The 15,280-nt window shown below is 73.3% G+C and carries 10 protein-coding genes and 1 pseudogene; 5 read left to right on the top strand and 6 right to left on the bottom strand.

Annotated features, from left to right (window positions below; genetic code table 11):
* The first annotated feature begins 115 nt into the window (after nucleotides 1–115).
* Nucleotides 116–376 (top strand): hypothetical protein, encoded by a 261-nt coding sequence (locus J7E91_RS35960; RefSeq protein ID WP_251015716.1) that lies wholly within the window; start codon nucleotides 116–118, stop codon nucleotides 374–376.
* 28 nt (nucleotides 377–404) lie between these two features.
* Here the strand turns inward: J7E91_RS35960 and J7E91_RS15545 are convergent, their stop codons facing one another.
* The 3 genes and pseudogenes from J7E91_RS15545 to J7E91_RS15535 form a co-directional block, all read right to left on the bottom strand.
* Nucleotides 405–1,601, bottom strand: a complete 1,197-nt coding sequence (locus J7E91_RS15545; protein WP_214904062.1) for a CaiB/BaiF CoA-transferase family protein — start codon at nucleotides 1,599–1,601, stop codon at nucleotides 405–407.
* A 123-nt stretch (nucleotides 1,602–1,724) separates the two neighbouring features.
* Nucleotides 1,725–2,507: an ABC transporter permease gene (locus J7E91_RS15540; protein ID WP_214904060.1), complete on the bottom strand. Its 783-nt coding sequence runs from the start codon at nucleotides 2,505–2,507 to the stop codon at nucleotides 1,725–1,727.
* A pseudogene (locus tag J7E91_RS15535) lies at nucleotides 2,504–3,500 on the bottom strand (ATP-binding cassette domain-containing protein). Before J7E91_RS15535 ends, J7E91_RS15540 begins: the two are co-directional and overlap by 4 nt.
* Before the next feature lie 63 nt (nucleotides 3,501–3,563).
* Here J7E91_RS15535 and J7E91_RS15530 point away from each other — a divergent pair.
* Nucleotides 3,564–4,277: a TetR/AcrR family transcriptional regulator gene (locus J7E91_RS15530; protein WP_214904058.1), complete on the top strand. Its 714-nt coding sequence runs from the start codon at nucleotides 3,564–3,566 to the stop codon at nucleotides 4,275–4,277.
* A gap of 375 nt (nucleotides 4,278–4,652) precedes the next feature.
* On the opposite strand, the gene J7E91_RS15525 is transcribed toward J7E91_RS15530, so the two are convergent.
* From J7E91_RS15525 to hmgA, 3 genes are all read right to left on the bottom strand, one after another.
* Nucleotides 4,653–5,873: a type ISP restriction/modification enzyme gene (locus tag J7E91_RS15525; protein ID WP_251015715.1), complete on the bottom strand. Its 1,221-nt coding sequence runs from the start codon at nucleotides 5,871–5,873 to the stop codon at nucleotides 4,653–4,655.
* 70 nt (nucleotides 5,874–5,943) lie between these two features.
* Nucleotides 5,944–6,693: a GntR family transcriptional regulator gene (locus tag J7E91_RS15520; protein WP_214904057.1), complete on the bottom strand. Its 750-nt coding sequence runs from the start codon at nucleotides 6,691–6,693 to the stop codon at nucleotides 5,944–5,946.
* A gap of 26 nt (nucleotides 6,694–6,719) precedes the next feature.
* The gene (gene hmgA, locus J7E91_RS15515; protein WP_214904055.1) at nucleotides 6,720–8,039 is read right to left on the bottom strand and encodes a homogentisate 1,2-dioxygenase; all 1,320 of its coding nucleotides are present in this window, start codon (nucleotides 8,037–8,039) and stop codon (nucleotides 6,720–6,722) included.
* 112 nt (nucleotides 8,040–8,151) lie between these two features.
* Here hmgA and J7E91_RS15510 point away from each other — a divergent pair, with 112 nt between their 5' ends.
* The 3 genes from J7E91_RS15510 to J7E91_RS15500 all read left to right on the top strand — a co-directional run bounded on the left by J7E91_RS15510 (nucleotide 8,152) and on the right by J7E91_RS15500 (nucleotide 15,217).
* On the top strand, nucleotides 8,152–8,781 hold the full coding sequence (locus J7E91_RS15510; RefSeq protein WP_214904124.1) for a TetR/AcrR family transcriptional regulator: 630 nt from the start codon (nucleotides 8,152–8,154) through the stop codon (nucleotides 8,779–8,781).
* A 72-nt stretch (nucleotides 8,782–8,853) separates the two neighbouring features.
* Nucleotides 8,854–9,735, top strand: coding sequence for a GPI inositol-deacylase (locus J7E91_RS15505; protein ID WP_214904053.1), 882 nt, complete (start codon nucleotides 8,854–8,856; stop codon nucleotides 9,733–9,735).
* A complete protein-coding gene (locus J7E91_RS15500) occupies nucleotides 9,716–15,217 on the top strand; it encodes a caspase family protein (RefSeq protein ID WP_214904051.1) in 5,502 nt (1,833 codons plus the stop codon). The genes J7E91_RS15505 and J7E91_RS15500 overlap by 20 nt, the downstream gene beginning before the upstream one ends.
* The last annotated feature ends 63 nt before the right edge of the window (nucleotides 15,218–15,280 follow it).

The following is a 15,280-nucleotide window of genomic DNA, read 5'->3' as shown; positions in this document are numbered from 1 at the left end:
TCGTCAACCCCCGTACAGGCGTGGTGAATCACACGGGCGGGATACACGAGTGTCTCGACGGGGCGATAGGGTTAACCTGCCCGGGCCGGGTGCCCTCGTACGGGTGGGGAGTGACATGGAACAGATAACGGTGCGCAGGCCTCGAGTGCCTGCGATCACATGCGGGAGCGGTGCGACCAGTTCGCGCCTCGACCGCCATCTCGCGGTGCTCGGTGGACCAGCCGTCCCGCGTGGTGAGGCGGCCGAGGCGACGCTGCTGATGCGCGAGCTCACGTCACGTGATGTCGCGCACTCGCGGACGAGCAGGAGCGCGCGTGTCTCGCTCTTCGCCCCGCTGCGACGGCTGCGTCGATCGCTTTTCGGCAGCCGCCACTGACAGGGCGCGGACCAGAGTTACGGACCGCTCAGGCGACCACACCGTCCCGGCGCAGCGCTGATACCTGTACGTCCGTCATCCCCAGGCCGTGCAGCAGCGCGTCGGTGTGCTCGCCGAGGGCGGGAACCGGGCCCATCAGCGGGTCCGGCCCGCCCGGCATCGTGATCGGCGGCAGCATCGCCCGCAGCGGCCCCGCCGGTGAATCGATCTCCCGCCAGCGGCCGCGCGCCGCCAACTGCGGATGCGCCGCCACATCGGCCACCGTGTTCAGCCGGGCACAGGCGATCCCGGCCGCCTCCAGCGCCGCGATCGCCTCCGGAGCACTCATCACTGCCAGCGCCTCGGCGACGACGGCGTCCGTCTTGACCCGGTTGCCCGTCCGCGCGGTGTTCGTGGCGAAGGCGGGATCGTCGGCCAGTTCCGGCCGCCGGAGCACCTGCCCGGCGAGGCGCCGCCACTCCCGGTCGTTCTGCACCGACAGCAGCACCTGACCGCCGTCCGCCGTCGGGTAGGCGTCGTACGGGCAGATCACGGCGTGCGCGACCCCGGTGCGGGCGGGCGCCTCACCCCCATGCATCCCGTGGTGCAGCGGATGCCCCATCCACTCACCGAGCGCCTCCAGCATCGAGACCTCGACCGGCCCGCCGAGACCGGTGTTCGCGCGCCGCAGCAGAGCGGCAAGCACACCGGAGAACGCGTACATCGCCGCCGCGATGTCGGCCGCCGGGATGCCGGCCTTCACCGGCTGCCCGGGGGTGCCGGTCACGGACACGAGCCCCGCCTCGCACTGGACGAGCATGTCGTACGCCCGCTTGTCGGCGTACGGCCCGTCGGGGCCGTATCCCGAGATGTCGACAGCGACCAGGCGGGGATGCGCCGCGCACAGGGTCGCGGCATCAAGACCGAGCCGTGCCGCCGCCCCGTTGGCGAGGTTCTGCATGAACACGTCCGCCCCCGCGACGAGTTGCCGTACCACGTCGAGCCCGCGCGGGTCCTTCAGATCCACGGCGAGGGACTCCTTGCCCCGGTTGCACCACACGAAGTGCGACGCGAGGCCGCGCGCGGCGGTGTCGTAGCCACGGGCGAAATCGCCGCCGTCCGGGCGCTCGATCTTGATGACACGGGCGCCGAGGTCGGCGAGCTGTCGGGTGGCGAAGGGCGCCGAGACTGCTTGTTCGACCGCGACGACGGTGATCCCGTCCAGGGGCAGGGGCTGAGTGCTCATGAGAGAACTGACTATCGTGTACGTCACACCTTTGTCACCCGGACATGTTGGCGGAGAACCCCGGGGAGCCGGCGTGCGAATCGGCCGCCCCGTACAACAACGGCCCGGCGCCCGGGCCGCCGTTCACCGCCCGCTGTTCGCGTACTTGCGGACGGCGAGCGGCACGAAGACCGCGAGCAGCACCAGCGACCAGGCGATCGTCCCCGCCACGGGGTGGGCGACGGGCCAGGCGGCGTCCACTGCCGGTGCGGCGTTCCCGCAGAGGTCGCGCACGGCCGTGGCCACGGCGCTGATCGGGTTCCACTCGGCGACCGGACGCAGCCAGCCCGGCAGGTTGTCGGTGGGGATGTACGCGCTGGAGATCAGCGGCAGGATGAAGGTGGCGCTGCCGAGCTGGCCGGCCGCCTCCTCGTTGTGGATGAGCAGGCCCAGGTAGCAGCCGAGCCATGCGGTGGCGAAGCGGAACAGTACGAGGAGACCGAAGGCGCCGAGCGCCGCGAGCGCCCCGCCCTCGACGCGCCAGCCGACCGCGAGCCCCACCAGGGCCAGCGGCACCATGCCGGCGGCCGTGATCAGCAGATCGGCGGCGGTCTGGCCGAGCGGCACCGCCGCCCGGCTCATCGGCATCGTACGGAAACGGTCCATCACGCCGCGGTGGGAGTCCTGGGCGGCCTGGAACATGCCGCTCATGATGCCGTTGGCGGCGGTCGCGGCGAGCAGCCCCGGCACCAGGAACGCGCGGTACTCCTGGCCCGGCACGGCGAGCGCGCTGCCGAAGACGTAGCCGAAGAACAGCAGCATGGTGACCGGCATGGTCTGCATGAGGATCGGCACGCCCGGAGCGTGCTTGACGCGCTGGAGGTGACGGCCGAGCATCGCGGTGCCGTCGTACACGATCGTGCTCATGCGGCGTGCTCCTCAGGGGTGTTGCGGCCGGGGCCGGGGGCAGGGCTGCGGTGAGGGCCTCGGTCGGTGAGGCGCAGGAAGACTTCGTCGAGGGTCGGCGGGCGCAGGCTCGCGTCGACGACCGGCACGCCCGCCGCGTCGAGTTCCCGGACGATACGGGGGAGGGTGAGCGAGGGGTCGGCAGCGACGGCCCCCACGGTGCGGCGCTCGTGGTCGAGTACCGGCTCGGCGCCGGTGAGCTGGTCGAGTACGGCGGCCGCGGGGAGCATCGCGGACCCGTCGGCGACGACCACTTCCGCGTACGCGCCGATACGGGCCTTGAGTTCGGCGGGGGTGCCGGTGACGGCTGCCCGGCCCTGGTCGATGAGCACGATGTCGTCGGCGAGCCGGTCCGCCTCCTCCAGGTACTGCGTGGTGAGCAGCACGGTCGTGCCCCGGTCCGCCAGGTCGCGTACGGCGTCCCAGATCTGGTTCCTGCTGTGCGGGTCGAGTCCGGTGGTCGGCTCGTCGAGGAACAGCACCTCGGGCCGGGTGAGCAGGCTGGCCGCGAGGTCGAGGCGGCGGCGCATGCCGCCCGAGTAGGTGCGGGCGGGGCGGTCGGCGGCGTCCGTGAGCTCGAAGCGTTCGAGGAGTTCGTCGGCGCGGGCGGGGCCGGCCGCGCCCCTGATGCGCAGCAGCCGGGCGAACAGCCGCAGGTTCTCGCGGCCGGACAGCTCGCCGTCGACCGACGCGGACTGGCCGGTGACGCCGATCGCGCGGCGCACGGCGCCGGGGGCGTCGCGGACGTCGTGGCCCGCGACGGTGGCCGTGCCGGAGTCGGGGGTGGTGAGCGTGGTCAGGACGCGGACGGCGGTGGTCTTGCCGGCGCCGTTCGGGCCGAGGATGCCGCAGACGGTGCCCTCGGCGACTGCGAGGTCGAGGCCGCGCAGGACGCGGACGGCGCCGAACCGCTTCTCCAGACCCTCACTAAAGTACAGCGTACGTAGTTGTCATGCGCTCACGGTACCGCACTACGTACGCCGTACGTAACTAGGATGGTGGGCGAGGTGATGATCCATGGCAGTCGGCGGGCGTTCCGCGACACCCGAGGTGATCTGGGCCCGCCCCGAACGGGCCGGCCGCGGACCCAGGCCGGCGTACAGCCGCGCCGACATCGCGGCCGCGGCGGTGCGGATCGCGGACGCGGAGGGGCTCGACGCGGTGTCGATGCGCCGAGTGGCGGCGGAGATCGGCTGCGGCACGATGTCGCTCTACAACTACGTGCCGCGCAAGGAGGACTTGTACGAGCTGATGGTCGACGCGGTCGGCGGCGAGTACGAGTTCCCCGAGCGCCCGTCGGGGGACTGGCGCGCCGACATGCTGGCGCTGGCGCACCAGACGCGGGCACTGATGCACCGGCACCCGTGGCTGCCGGGCCTGATGTCGCCGGTGTACGGCTTCGGTCCCCACGTGCTCCGGTACCTGGAGCACTGCCTGACCTGCCTGGACGGGCTGGATGCGGCGCAGGGCACGAAGCTGGAGCTGGTGGCGACGGTCAACGGCATGGTCACGACGTACGTCGGCAACGAGCTCGCCACCGCCGAGCGCGCGCGCTCCCTGCCCTGGTCGCCGGAGCAGGAGAACGCGGCGCGGGCCGCCTATCTCGGGCGCGAGATCGCCACGGGCAAGTACCCGCGGGTGGCGCGGGCGTTCGCGGAGGACTCGGGTCCGGTGGACCTGGACGCGGCTTTCGACCGGATGCTGGGCCGAGTCCTGGACAGCTTCATGTAGCGACCGGCGGTCCCGCAGCCCCTGCGACCCGTAGCCACCGGCGGCCCCGTGGCCCCTGCGACCCGTAGCCACCGGCGGCCCCGTGGCCCCTGCGGGGCATTTCCCCACCCCGCCCCTTCCCGAACTGGGGCGCTGCCCCAGACCCCGGCCCTCAAGCGCCGGGCGGGCTGGAGGGAGCCGGGGGCGGCTGGGGCTCCGCCCCAGGCCCCGCTCCTCAAACGCCGGAGGGGCTGGATGATGCAGCAGCGAAATCCAGCCCGTCCGGCGTTTGAGGACACGCCCGTAGGGCGTCCGGGGGTCTGGGGGCTTGCCCCCAGTTCGGGAAGGGGCGGGGTGGGGAAGGAGCCGCCCGCAGGGCATGTGCCGGTGGCCAGGTTAGAGCAGGGCGAACTGGCCCTCCGGGCCCTCCTCCTGGTGGTCCAGGACCGACGCGGGGCGCCGCGCCGCATCCGGGACCGGCAGCACGCCCGCCTCCGTCAGGTCGTCGCGGGTGATCCCGGCCCCGGCCCCCGCGACCGCCTTCCGCAACTCCTCCCGGCCGGCCTCCAGCTCACCCAGCAGCGCCAGCACCGTGATGAGTTCGAGCAAGTCGGACGTCCACTCCTGCGGCCACTCCGCAGGGCGGATCGCCTCCAACGTGCCCGGCTCACCCCGCGCGGTACGCCGCTCGAACCACATCTCCAGCACCCGCACTCCGCCCACCTGAAAGTCCCAGGCCGCGGCCGGTACGGGCGACACCCGGCCCTCGCCGAGGTGCAGCGCCTCCGTCTCCGCGTCGTACCGCAGCGCGGAAGGCCACGCCGGGACCGCCGCCCGTACGTACGGGCGGCGGCCACCCGGCAACCGGGGTCGCTCTCCGCCCCGTGCCCCCCGCACCTGCACCGCGGTCATCCGCCGCCCGAGCTCCACACCCGCCGCCCAGACGTCCGGCCCCGCGGGCAGCGGCACCACCGCGCCGGCGGGTGAGGGTTCGGCAGCGGCGAGCGCCCAGGCCAGTACGTCGCCGGCAGCGACTGCGTGCCCGTAACGCGCGCTCAGCAGCGGCAGCAGCCCCGGTGCCAGGTTCGGCTCACGGCCGCCGGGGCGGCGGTGCAGCGGGCGGATGCGGCCGGGGCGCCCGGCGGGGGAGCGGCCGTCCGGCAGCAGCGCGCTGACCAGCACACACGGCCCCGGCGTCGCCTGGGGCACGTAACCCGGCTCCACGGCGAAGAGCTGATGCGAGTCGTCGGCCACCCGCCACAGCTCCGGCCGGGCGGCGTCGATCAGCCGGTGGTCGGGGATCAGCCACTGCTCGTCGAACGGGCCGTGCATGACGCGCACCGGCTCCGGGCAGGGGCCGCTCTCGCGCGCCAGGCGGCCCGTGCCGGTGCGCTGCCCCGGCAGCGCGGCCACCGAAGTACGCGTCGTACGCGCCCGCGTGGACGAGAAGAGCTCCTCGCGACGCCCGGCGTCCTCTGCCCGTACCAGCGCCTCCCAGCGGGCCCGTAGCGTACGCCTGTCCGGTGCGAGCACCCAGTCGCGGCCCAGCCGCATGGGCGCCACCGACCAGGGCATGAGTTCGCCGAGCAGCGGGGCTTCGGACCGCGTCGTGCTCATGCGGCCAACCATGCGGGCAACCATGCGGGCAACCATGTCGGCATCGTAACCACGGCGGGCGGCGCGCCGGTCAGTGCGCGTCCACCGTCACCGAGAAGGAGAAGCGGTCGCCCCGGTAACGGATACGCGCCACATCCACCACCCGGCCGTCCCCGTCGTACGTCACACCCGTGTAATGCAGGATCGGGCTGAGCAGCGGGACCTTGAGGAGGTCCGCCGTCTCCGGGTCGGCGAGCCGCGCCTCCACCGTGTCCGTGATCTTGCTGATGCGTACGCCCATCACGTCCCGCAGCACCTTCGTCATCGGCCAGCGTTCGAGATCGGCCACATCGAGCCCGGCGGCGATCTCCGGCCGCACCGCGTTCTGCGCCCAGTTGGTCGGCTCGCCGCTCTCGCCGTCGCAGCGCAGCCGCCGGTAGGTGACGACCTGGTCCGTGTCCGGGAAGTACTCGACGAGTTCGCCGGGGACGGGCGTGGGCCCGTGCCCCAGGATCGTCGTCAGCTCGCCGGACTGCTGGGCCACGATCGCGTCGATCGAGCCGAGCAGCCGGCGCGGGGCTCCGCGCCTGGCGCCCGGCTCGATGAACGTGCCGCGCCGCCGGTGCCTGCTGATCAGGCCCTCGGCCTCCAGCTCCTTGAGGGCCTGGCGCATCGTGAGCACGCTCACGCCGTAGTGCGTGGCGAGCTGCTCCTCGGTGGGCAGCCGCAGCGACGCGTCGGGCGTGCGGCCCAGTATGGAAGCGCGCAGGGACTGCGAGACCTGATACCAGAGCGGCAGCTTCCGGTTCAGGACCAGCGAGTCGGGGGCGAATGCGGTCACGGTCTCATTTCTCCGGTACGTACGTACTACGACCTGAAGTGGCGTTGCAGACCTTGCCACACGTCGTCGTACGACGCCTGAAGGTGGTCGGCGGCAGCCGCCTGCGCGGTCGCCGTGACCGGCCAGCGCGTCTCGAACATAAAGGCCAGGCCGTCGTCGATCTTCTGCGGCTTCAGCTCGGCGGCGCTCGCCTTGTCGAAGGTCTCGCGGTCCGGGCCGTGCGCCGACATCATGTTGTGCAGCGAGCCGCCGCCCGGCACGAAGCCCTCGGCCTTCGCGTCGTACGCGCCCTCGATCAGGCCCATGTACTCGCTCATCACATTGCGGTGGAAGTACGGCGGCCTGAAGGTGTCCTCACCGACCAGCCAGCGCGGCGCGAAGACGACGAAGTCGACGCCCGCCAGGCCCGGTGTGTCGGACGGCGACGTGAGGACCGTGAAGATCGACGGGTCCGGGTGGTCGTAGCTGATGGTGCCCATGACGTTGAAGCGGCGCAGGTCGTAGACGTAGGGGACGTGGTTGCCGTGCCAGGCGACGACGTCGAGGGGCGAGTGGTCGTACGTCGCCGACCAGAGGTTGCCGCAGAACTTGTTGACCACCTCCACCGGGCCCTCGATCTCCTCGTACGCCGCCACCGGAGCCAGGAAATCGCGGGCGTTCGCGAGGCCGTTGGCGCCGATCGGGCCGAGGTCGGGGAGCTGGAACGGCTGCCCGTAGTTCTCGCAGACGTAACCGCGGGCGGTCGCGTCGAGCAGCTCGACGCGGAAACGCACCCCGCGCGGGATCAGCGCGATGTGGCCGGGCTCGCAGCGCAGCAGTCCGAACTCGGTGCGCAGGAGCAGGCCGCCGCGCTCCGGGACGATCAGCAGCTCGCCGTCGGAGTCGCTGAACACCCGGTCCTCCATGGAGGAGTTGGCGTGGTACAGGTGAATCGCCATGCCGGTGCGCTGGGTCGCGTCGCCGTTGCCGCCGACCGTCCACAGACCGGCCAGGAAGTCGGTGCCGGGAGCCGGCTCGGGCAGCGGGTTCCAGCGCAGCCGGTTCGGGTCGGGGACGGTCTCGGTGAAGGGCGCGGTGCGGATGCTGCCGTTGTCGGTGCGTACGAACGGCGGGTGCGCGGCCGACGGCCTGATCCGGTACAGCCACGAGCGCCGGTTGTGGGCGCGTGGCTCGGTGAACGCCGAGCCGCTCAGCTGCTCGGCGTACAGCCCGAGCGGTGCGCGCTGGGGTGAATTGCGGCCGTGCGGCAGGGCGCCCGGAACGGCCTCCGAGCTGTGTTCGTTGCCGAAGCCCGAGGAGTGGGCCAGTCCCTCAGCCGCTTTCCTCGCCTGCTCGATGCCGCTCATCGTCCGCTCCCTGGGGTGCCGAAGAAAACCTACGGTGAATCCTATGGTTGACAGTAGGATTCCAGAGGGTCGCGCGTCAACGGGTGCCATGCCCGTAGGGGGCGTCGGCATGATGGGACCCGTGCCCCCAACGAACTCGCTCCGCCGAGCCCCCGTGCAGCAGCGCAGTGCCGACCGGCTCGCCCGGATACTGGACGCCTGCGCCCAACTCCTCGACGAGACCGGTTACGAGCAGCTGAGCACCCGGGCCGTCGCCGCCCGCGCGGGCGTGCCCATCGGGTCCGTCTACCGCTTCTTCGGCAACAAACGCGCCATGGCCGACGCCCTCGCCCAGCGCAACCTCGACCATTACGCCGAGCGGATCAGCGGCCGCATCGCCGCGATGCCGGGCGAGGACTGGCGCGGCACCATCGACGCCGTGCTCGACGAGTACGTCGCCATGAAGCGCACCGTGCCGGGCTTCCGCCTCGTCGACTTCGGCGTGCAGATCCCGGTGGGGGGCCGGGTGGACGACCCCGGCGCCGAGATCGACTACCGCGTCACCGACCGCCTGACCGACCTCCTCTCGGGTCACCTGGGCCGCACCCCTGACGCGGCGTTGCGCCGGACGGTCCTGGTCGCGGTCGAGGCCGCCGACGCCCTGCTCCAACTTGCCTTCCGCGTGAGCCCGTCGGGCGACCCGGACCTGATCACGGAGACCCGCGCCGTCCTGCACGCCTATCTGGCGCGGATCTTCGACTGACCGGTTCCGCCGCCCAGCTCCGTTGCTAAGGTCACAAGCCGAGGCGGCGGGGAACAGGGGGACGGGGAACCAGTGGCTCGCGTGATCTGCGTTCACGGAATAGGCCAGCAGTTCAGCGGGGAGCGGGACCAGCACCTGCGCTGGTGCGCCGCCATCGCCGACGGACTGACCCGCGCGGGGGTATCGGCCGCCGGCTCCGCTCTCGCCCCCGCAGACGTCTCGTGTGTCTTCTACGGAGACCTGTTCCGTCCGCCGGGGCGCGTACTCGCGGCGCAGGACCCGCCCTGGGACGCCTCCGACGTGGACGACGCAGGGGACGACGCGTACGAGGCCGAGCTCCTGTTCGCGCTGTGGGAGGAGGCGGCCCGTACCGACAGCGCCGTAGTACCGCCACAGGCCCGGACGCTCGCCCGCACCCCGCGCTCCGTACAGATGGCCCTCGACGCGCTCAGCCGGTCGCGGTTCTTCGCCGGTCTGGCCATGCGCGGCCTGATCGCCGACCTCAAGCAGGTGCGCGGCTACCTCTGCGACCAGGACACGTACGCCCGCGTGCAGCAGCGAGTCGCCGCCGCCGTGACCGACCGCACGCAGGTGGTGATCGGCCACTCGCTGGGCAGCGTCGTCGCGTACGAGGCGCTCGCGGCCCACCCCGAATGGTCCGTACGTTCCCTGCTCACCCTCGGCTCACCGCTCGGTATCCGCAATCTCGTGTACGACCGGCTCCGGCTGCCCACCGGCGGCGCGCCCGGTGACTGGCCCGGCCCCGTCACCGACTGGACGAACCTCGCGGACGCGGGAGACGTCGTCGCCCTGGTGAAGGACCTGCGGCCGCTCTTCGGCGACCGCGTCGAAGGACAGCTGGTGCACAACGGATCACGCGCCCACGACGCCACCCGGTACCTGTCCACGGACGGGGCCGGCCGGGCGGTGGCCCGTGGCTGCGGCCTCCTCTGACGGCGGGCCGCGCGGCGCGGCGCGCGGCGGCGTCCCGGCGCGCCGGTACCTGCTGGCCACCGCCGTCCCGCGGATCGCCGGCCACCCCGAACTCGACACCCCGCAGCTCGCCGACGACGTACGGCGCGTCGAGGGGCTCTTCCTCGGCGAACTCGGCTACGAGAAGGCGGCGGCGGTCGGCCTCGGCCCCGGCCGGGACGAACTGACCCGGGCGCTGCGCGCCTTCGCCCGCTCCGGCGAGCGACGCCCCGACGACTACCTCGTCTGCTACATCGCCGCCCACGGAGTCGTCTCCCCGGACAGCGGCGCCCACCACCTGCTGCTGTCCGACAGCGACCCGGACGACCTGCGCGGCTCCGCGCTGCGTACCGAGGACCTGATCGCCCAGGTGTGGGAAGGCACCCCGCTGGAACGGGTCCTGCTGCTCCTCGACGCCTGCCACGCCGAGGCGGGCGGGGACGACGCCCTGCACACCGCGCTCCAGGTACGCCGCTACCGCACGCCCGCCACCGAGTCGACCGGTACGGGCCTGGCCCTCGTCTCCTCGTCCCGGCGCAAGGAGTACACCCGGCCAGGGGCCCTGTCGGCGGCCTTCGACCGCGCGGTGCGCAGCAGGGCCACCGCGGGCAACGCACCCGCGTCGATCAGCCTCGAACACGTCATGGCCGCCATCAGCGATGACCCCGAAGTCCCGGACTGGCAGCGGCCGGTGTGGACCGTCACCCATGTCTCGGCGGCCATCCCCGACTTCCTGCCCAACCCCCGGTACGTCCCCGACACGGCTGATCTCAAGCTCGACGAGATCGACCGCGTCATCTCCCTCAGGAGCCGGGAGCGTACCGCCCGGGAGGCCGAACTCCTCGGTCACTTCCTGCCGCGGGCGCGGGGCACGGACGTACCGGCCGAAGAGGTCTGGGACTTCACCGGCCGGCATCAGGTACTCCGCGACCTGGCCGGGTGGCTGGCCTCCGGCCGGCCCGCCGACCGGCTGTCCGTCGTCACCGGCGATCCCGGCTCCGGCAAGTCCTCGGTGCTCGGCATGGCGGCTCTGCTCGCCGACCCGGTCCGGCGCGCGGCGGTCCCCCTGGACGATCTGCCCGCCGACGCCATCCCGGACCCCGGCGCCATCGACGCGGCCGTACACGCCAGCCACAAGTCCACCCGGCAGGTCCTCGACGCGATCTCCGCGGCCGCCGAGTGCGACGCCGAGTCCGTCGGCGCCCTCATCGCGGCCCTGCAGACCCGGACCGCCCCGCTGGTCGTCCTCGTCGACTCCGTCGACGAGGCCCTCGCCCCGCGCGAGGTCACGGACGAACTCCTGTTGCCGCTCCTCGAACCGGGCCTCGGCCTGCCCCTGCGGCTGCTGGTCGGAGCCCGCCGCCATGTCGCCGACCGGCTGCCGCCCACCGCTCTGCGCATCAATCTCGACGAGCCCCGCTATGCCGACCCGGCGGCGGTCCGCGCGTACACCAGGAAACTGCTGACCGTCCCCGGCTCCGTGCTCGCCCGCGCCGACGGCGCGCGCGTGGACGCCGTCGCGGACGCCGTCGCCACCGCCGCCGGCCGCTCGTTCCTGGTCGCCAGGATCACCGCGCGCACCATCGCCAGGGAGGTCCGCGCACCCGATCCGTACGACCAGCGCTGGCGCGACGCACTGCCCCGGCTGCCCGGTGACGCCATGGAACGCGACCTGAGCCAGCGCCTCGGTGCCCAGGCCGGGCGGGCCCGTGACCTGCTGCTGCCGCTGGCCTACTCCCAGGGCGCCGGGCTGCCCTGGGCGGGCGTCTGGCCGCGGCTCGCGGCGGCGGTGGCGGGGCGGGACTACGGCGACGAGGACATCGTCTGGCTCCGCGAGGCGGCCGGGTCGTACGTGGTGGAGAGCGTCGAGAACGGTGGCTCGGTCTACCGCCTCTACCACCGGGCGCTCATCGAGTACTTACGGGAAGGGCGCGACGCGCGGGCCGTGCAGCGGACCATCACCGGCGTACTGCGGCGGACCGTCGAGGACAGGCCGGACCAGAGCTGGCAGTCGGCCCACCCCTACCTGCGGCGCTACCTCGCGCTGCACGCCGCCGAGGGCGGGGAGCTCGACGCCCTGGTGCAGGACGCGGAGTACGTACTGGCCTCTGATCCCGGTCAACTGATGTCCGCGCTACCGCAGTTGCGCACCCGGCCGGGGCGCCGGGCGGGGCAGGCCGTACGAGAACTGGAGCGCCTGCTGCGGGCCCAGGCCGGCAGCGGCGGCAGCCCCGAGATCCGGGCGAGGCTGCGGCTGGCCGCGCTGTGCCGCGGGGCCCGGACACTGGCCGACTCCTGCGACCGGGCGCGGGACGGGTCGGCGCTGCCGTGGCGGGCGCGGTGGGCGTCGTGGAACCCCAACAAGGGGGAGCGGACGTATCCGGGACTGGTCGCGGGGAACGGGGCGGTGGCGTCGCTGGCGGGGGGCGGGGGAGCGTTCGTCGGGGGGCAGGTACGTGGCAGCGGGGTGGAGAGCTGGGACCTGGAATCGGGGGAACGGACGACGATGCCCGGCTCGCTGTCCGGCGAGCTGTTCCGGCGCTGGACGGCGGTTCCCCAGGTCGGGGCCTGTGCGGCGGTGATGTCGGTGGACCTCTACAAGGACCGGCTGGACCCGGCGCGTCTGCTGTCCGTGTGCGACCGGGACGGCGGGATCACGACCTGGCGGCTGCCGCCGCTGCTGACGGACGACAACTTGCAGTACCCGCGGTGGGACCCCTCGTTGCCGGAGCACGGACTGTTCACTCCGGACCGGATCGCCGTCGGCGGCACGTGGGGCAAGGCCGTCGTCGCCGCTCTGTGTTTCCAGGGGCCCAGGGCCCTGATCTACGCACTCACCGAGGCGCCGGTGCTGCGCGGGCTCACCAGACGCGGGCGCAGGGACGCCTCCGACTACGAACTGGAGCGGTACGCCGAGCGTCAGCGGCAGCGAAGCGGCCAGCTGCTGGCGGTCTACGACGCGGGAGCGCCCATCACGGCATGCGCGGCCCCCGGCGCGTTCCCGGGCGGAGCCTTCCTGTTCGGCTGCGCCGACGGAGACGTGGTCAGGCACTGGGCGCTCGTCGCGGGGAGCGAGAAGCGACTTCGCGCGGTGCATCAGGGAGCGGTGCGTGCGATGGAAGTGGTCGATCCGCATCCGCTCGGCAGGCTCCTGGTGAGCTCGGGTGACGACGGCACGGTACGGCTCACCGCGTTCGACGGCGGGGAACCGGTACGTACGCTCCTCACCGCGCCCGAGCCCGTTGTCTCGCTGGCGGTCCATCAGGCCGACAGCCAGTGGCTGGTCGCCGCCGCGACGCGGAGCGGCACGCTGCACCGGATCGACCTGGACAGCGGGCGGCCCATCGGAACGCCCCTGCGGATCGGCCCGCGCGGCGACGTACGGCTCGCGGCCTTCCGGCTCGGATCGCTGCACTGCGTGTCCGTACAAGGGTCCGAGCGCGGGCTCCAGTTGTACGACCTGGTGTCCGGCGAGCGCGTCGGCGGCAAGGAGTACGCGCACGCGGCGTCCCAGGTGGCCGAGGCGTCGGCCGGGCTCTGCGTGGGCGGTTCCGACGGGATCATCCGGGTCTGGCCGACCGAGCACGCGGCGGACGCGTACGACTTCGACGCCCACGACGGCCCCATCCTCGCGTTGGGCGAGGTACGGGGACCGGGCGGGGCCCCGGCGGTCGTCACGGTGGGGGAGGACCGCGAACTGCGGTGCTGGGATCTGGAACGCCGCCGCGAACTCTGGCGCCGCCGCCTGCCGCCCGCACTGCTCTACCGGGACCGGCTGAGGATGTGCGCGGCCCTCGGTGGGGCGGCGGACGGCCGGGACCTGGTGGTGACGGGCGACGCGGGCGGGCAGTGCCGGGTCCTGGTGCTCGACGGCGGACTCGTCGTGGCGGAACAGGAGTTCAAGGTCCCCGACCTCGTGACCGCGGTGTGCGCGGGCCGGATCGGTGGCCGTGACGTGGTGGTGGCCACCGGCGGATCCGGACGGATCCACTGCTGGGACGTCACGCACGGCCGCTGGTACGCCCAAGGGCCCGGCGGTGCGCGCGAGCCGTCCTGGGCGACGGGCGTCGCGCTCGCGCCCGACGGTTCGGGACGGCTCGCCGTCGCCCGCGACGACGGCACGTTCCGGCTCTGGTCGCTGCCCGCATGCCGGCCGCTCGGTGCCCCGGTCCCCGCTCACCAGGGGCACATCGGTGCTGTGGCGTTCACCCGGACACCGGAAGGGCTCCGGCTCATCACCGCCGGCGACGACCACCGGCTCGCGGTGTGGCGGCTCGGCGGCGACACGCCGGCGCCGTGCTGGGAGCAGCGCATGCCTGTCCCGGTCTGTTCGCTCCGTACCGCGACGGACGGGGTGGTCTGCGGCGACGACGACGGCGACGTGTGGCGGCTGCGCACCGGCCGGGGCAAGTGGGAGGTGGAAGAAGCGGTCCAGGAGGTGCCGCACATCGCCACCGTGGCGATGGCGTCGCACGCCGGGCGGGAGGTGGTCGTCTCCGCGGCGGCGGTCGGACCGCTGTGGGTGCAGGACGCGGCCGACGGCACGCTGCTGCGCAGGCTGCGGTCCGTGTGCGACAGCGGCCTTGAACAGCTGGTGTCGGTCCGGTGGCGCTCGCCGGGGCGCCCGCCGCGCTCGCTGCTCTTCTCGCTGAGCGACCGGGGCGTACTCGAGTACTGGGACGTGGAGGACCCCGACGCGCTGCGGACCTACGGAGTGCCGCTGAGGGTCCCCGTACCGCACGGCCATGGAGAGGACGTGTTCTCGGTGGTGCCGGAGGAGAGCGGGGACGCGGACGCGCTGCTCATGTGCGGCCTGCGCAAGGGGCTCTTCGCCGTCCACGACGTCGCGCACGGCCCGCTGATGAACGACTGGGTGGTGAAACGGACCCGGCGGGAAGCAACCGGTCTCCTCGATGTGGGCGGAGCAGGCGTGGTGCGCTGCGGGAAGCGCAGGCTCGCCGTCGCGGAGGTGGAACCCGGGCGGTTGCGCGTCGTCGACGTCGACAGCGGGGTCTGGTCCCGCAGTTGGATCGCCGCCGGTGAGGTGGTGGAGGTGATGTCCGCGCGGGGGCGGGGCGGGGACCGCCTCGTGGTGGTCTGCCGGAACGGCACCTCGGTGTTCCTGCCGGAGACACTGCGGACCGCCCCGGAGGGAGCGCGGCCGGTCCCCGCGACGGGCCTGCGGCGCCCGGGCCGCGACGGTCCGCCGCCGCCGGGGCGGAAGGCCGGGGTCCTCGTCCACCACACACCGCCCGGCGGAATGACCGTGCGGCACGCCCTCCTGCTGCCCGGCGGCGCCGAGTACGCCGTCGCGGGCGGCCGCGACCTGGCCGTGGTGGGGGTGTTCGGCGGGGAGGTGCTCCGGCGGATCGAGCTGCCGTCGTCCTGCACGGGGCTGGCGGTGGGTCGTCCGGCCGGCGGCCTGGCGGTCGCGACCGTCAACGGTCTGATTGTCTTCGACTGACACTCCCCGCCATGCCTACCGGTCGGTATGCTCGGCTGTGCCCGCGCGCCACCGTCGCCGCCC

Source organism: Streptomyces sp. ISL-99 (assembly GCF_018614005.1).
GTDB lineage: Bacteria > Actinomycetota > Actinomycetes > Streptomycetales > Streptomycetaceae > Streptomyces > Streptomyces flavidovirens.
Note: the sequence above shows the minus strand (reverse complement) of the source record. Positions and strands in the feature narration are given on the sequence as shown.

Bases quoted from the DNA above. Each gene is read 5' to 3' on its own strand.
- J7E91_RS15540 (WP_214904060.1), bottom strand. From the start codon at position 2,507: ATGAGCACGATCGTGTACGACGGCACCGCGATGCTCGGCCGTCACCTC.
- J7E91_RS15510 (WP_214904124.1), top strand. From the start codon at position 8,152: ATGGGACCCGTGCCCCCAACGAACTCGCTCCGCCGAGCCCCCGTGCAG.
- J7E91_RS15545 (WP_214904062.1), bottom strand. From the start codon at position 1,601: ATGAGCACTCAGCCCCTGCCCCTGGACGGGATCACCGTCGTCGCGGTC.
- hmgA (WP_214904055.1), bottom strand. From the start codon at position 8,039: ATGAGCGGCATCGAGCAGGCGAGGAAAGCGGCTGAGGGACTGGCCCAC.
- J7E91_RS15525 (WP_251015715.1), bottom strand. From the start codon at position 5,873: ATGAGCACGACGCGGTCCGAAGCCCCGCTGCTCGGCGAACTCATGCCC.
- J7E91_RS15530 (WP_214904058.1), top strand. From the start codon at position 3,564: ATGGCAGTCGGCGGGCGTTCCGCGACACCCGAGGTGATCTGGGCCCGC.
- J7E91_RS35960 (WP_251015716.1), top strand. From the start codon at position 116: ATGGAACAGATAACGGTGCGCAGGCCTCGAGTGCCTGCGATCACATGC.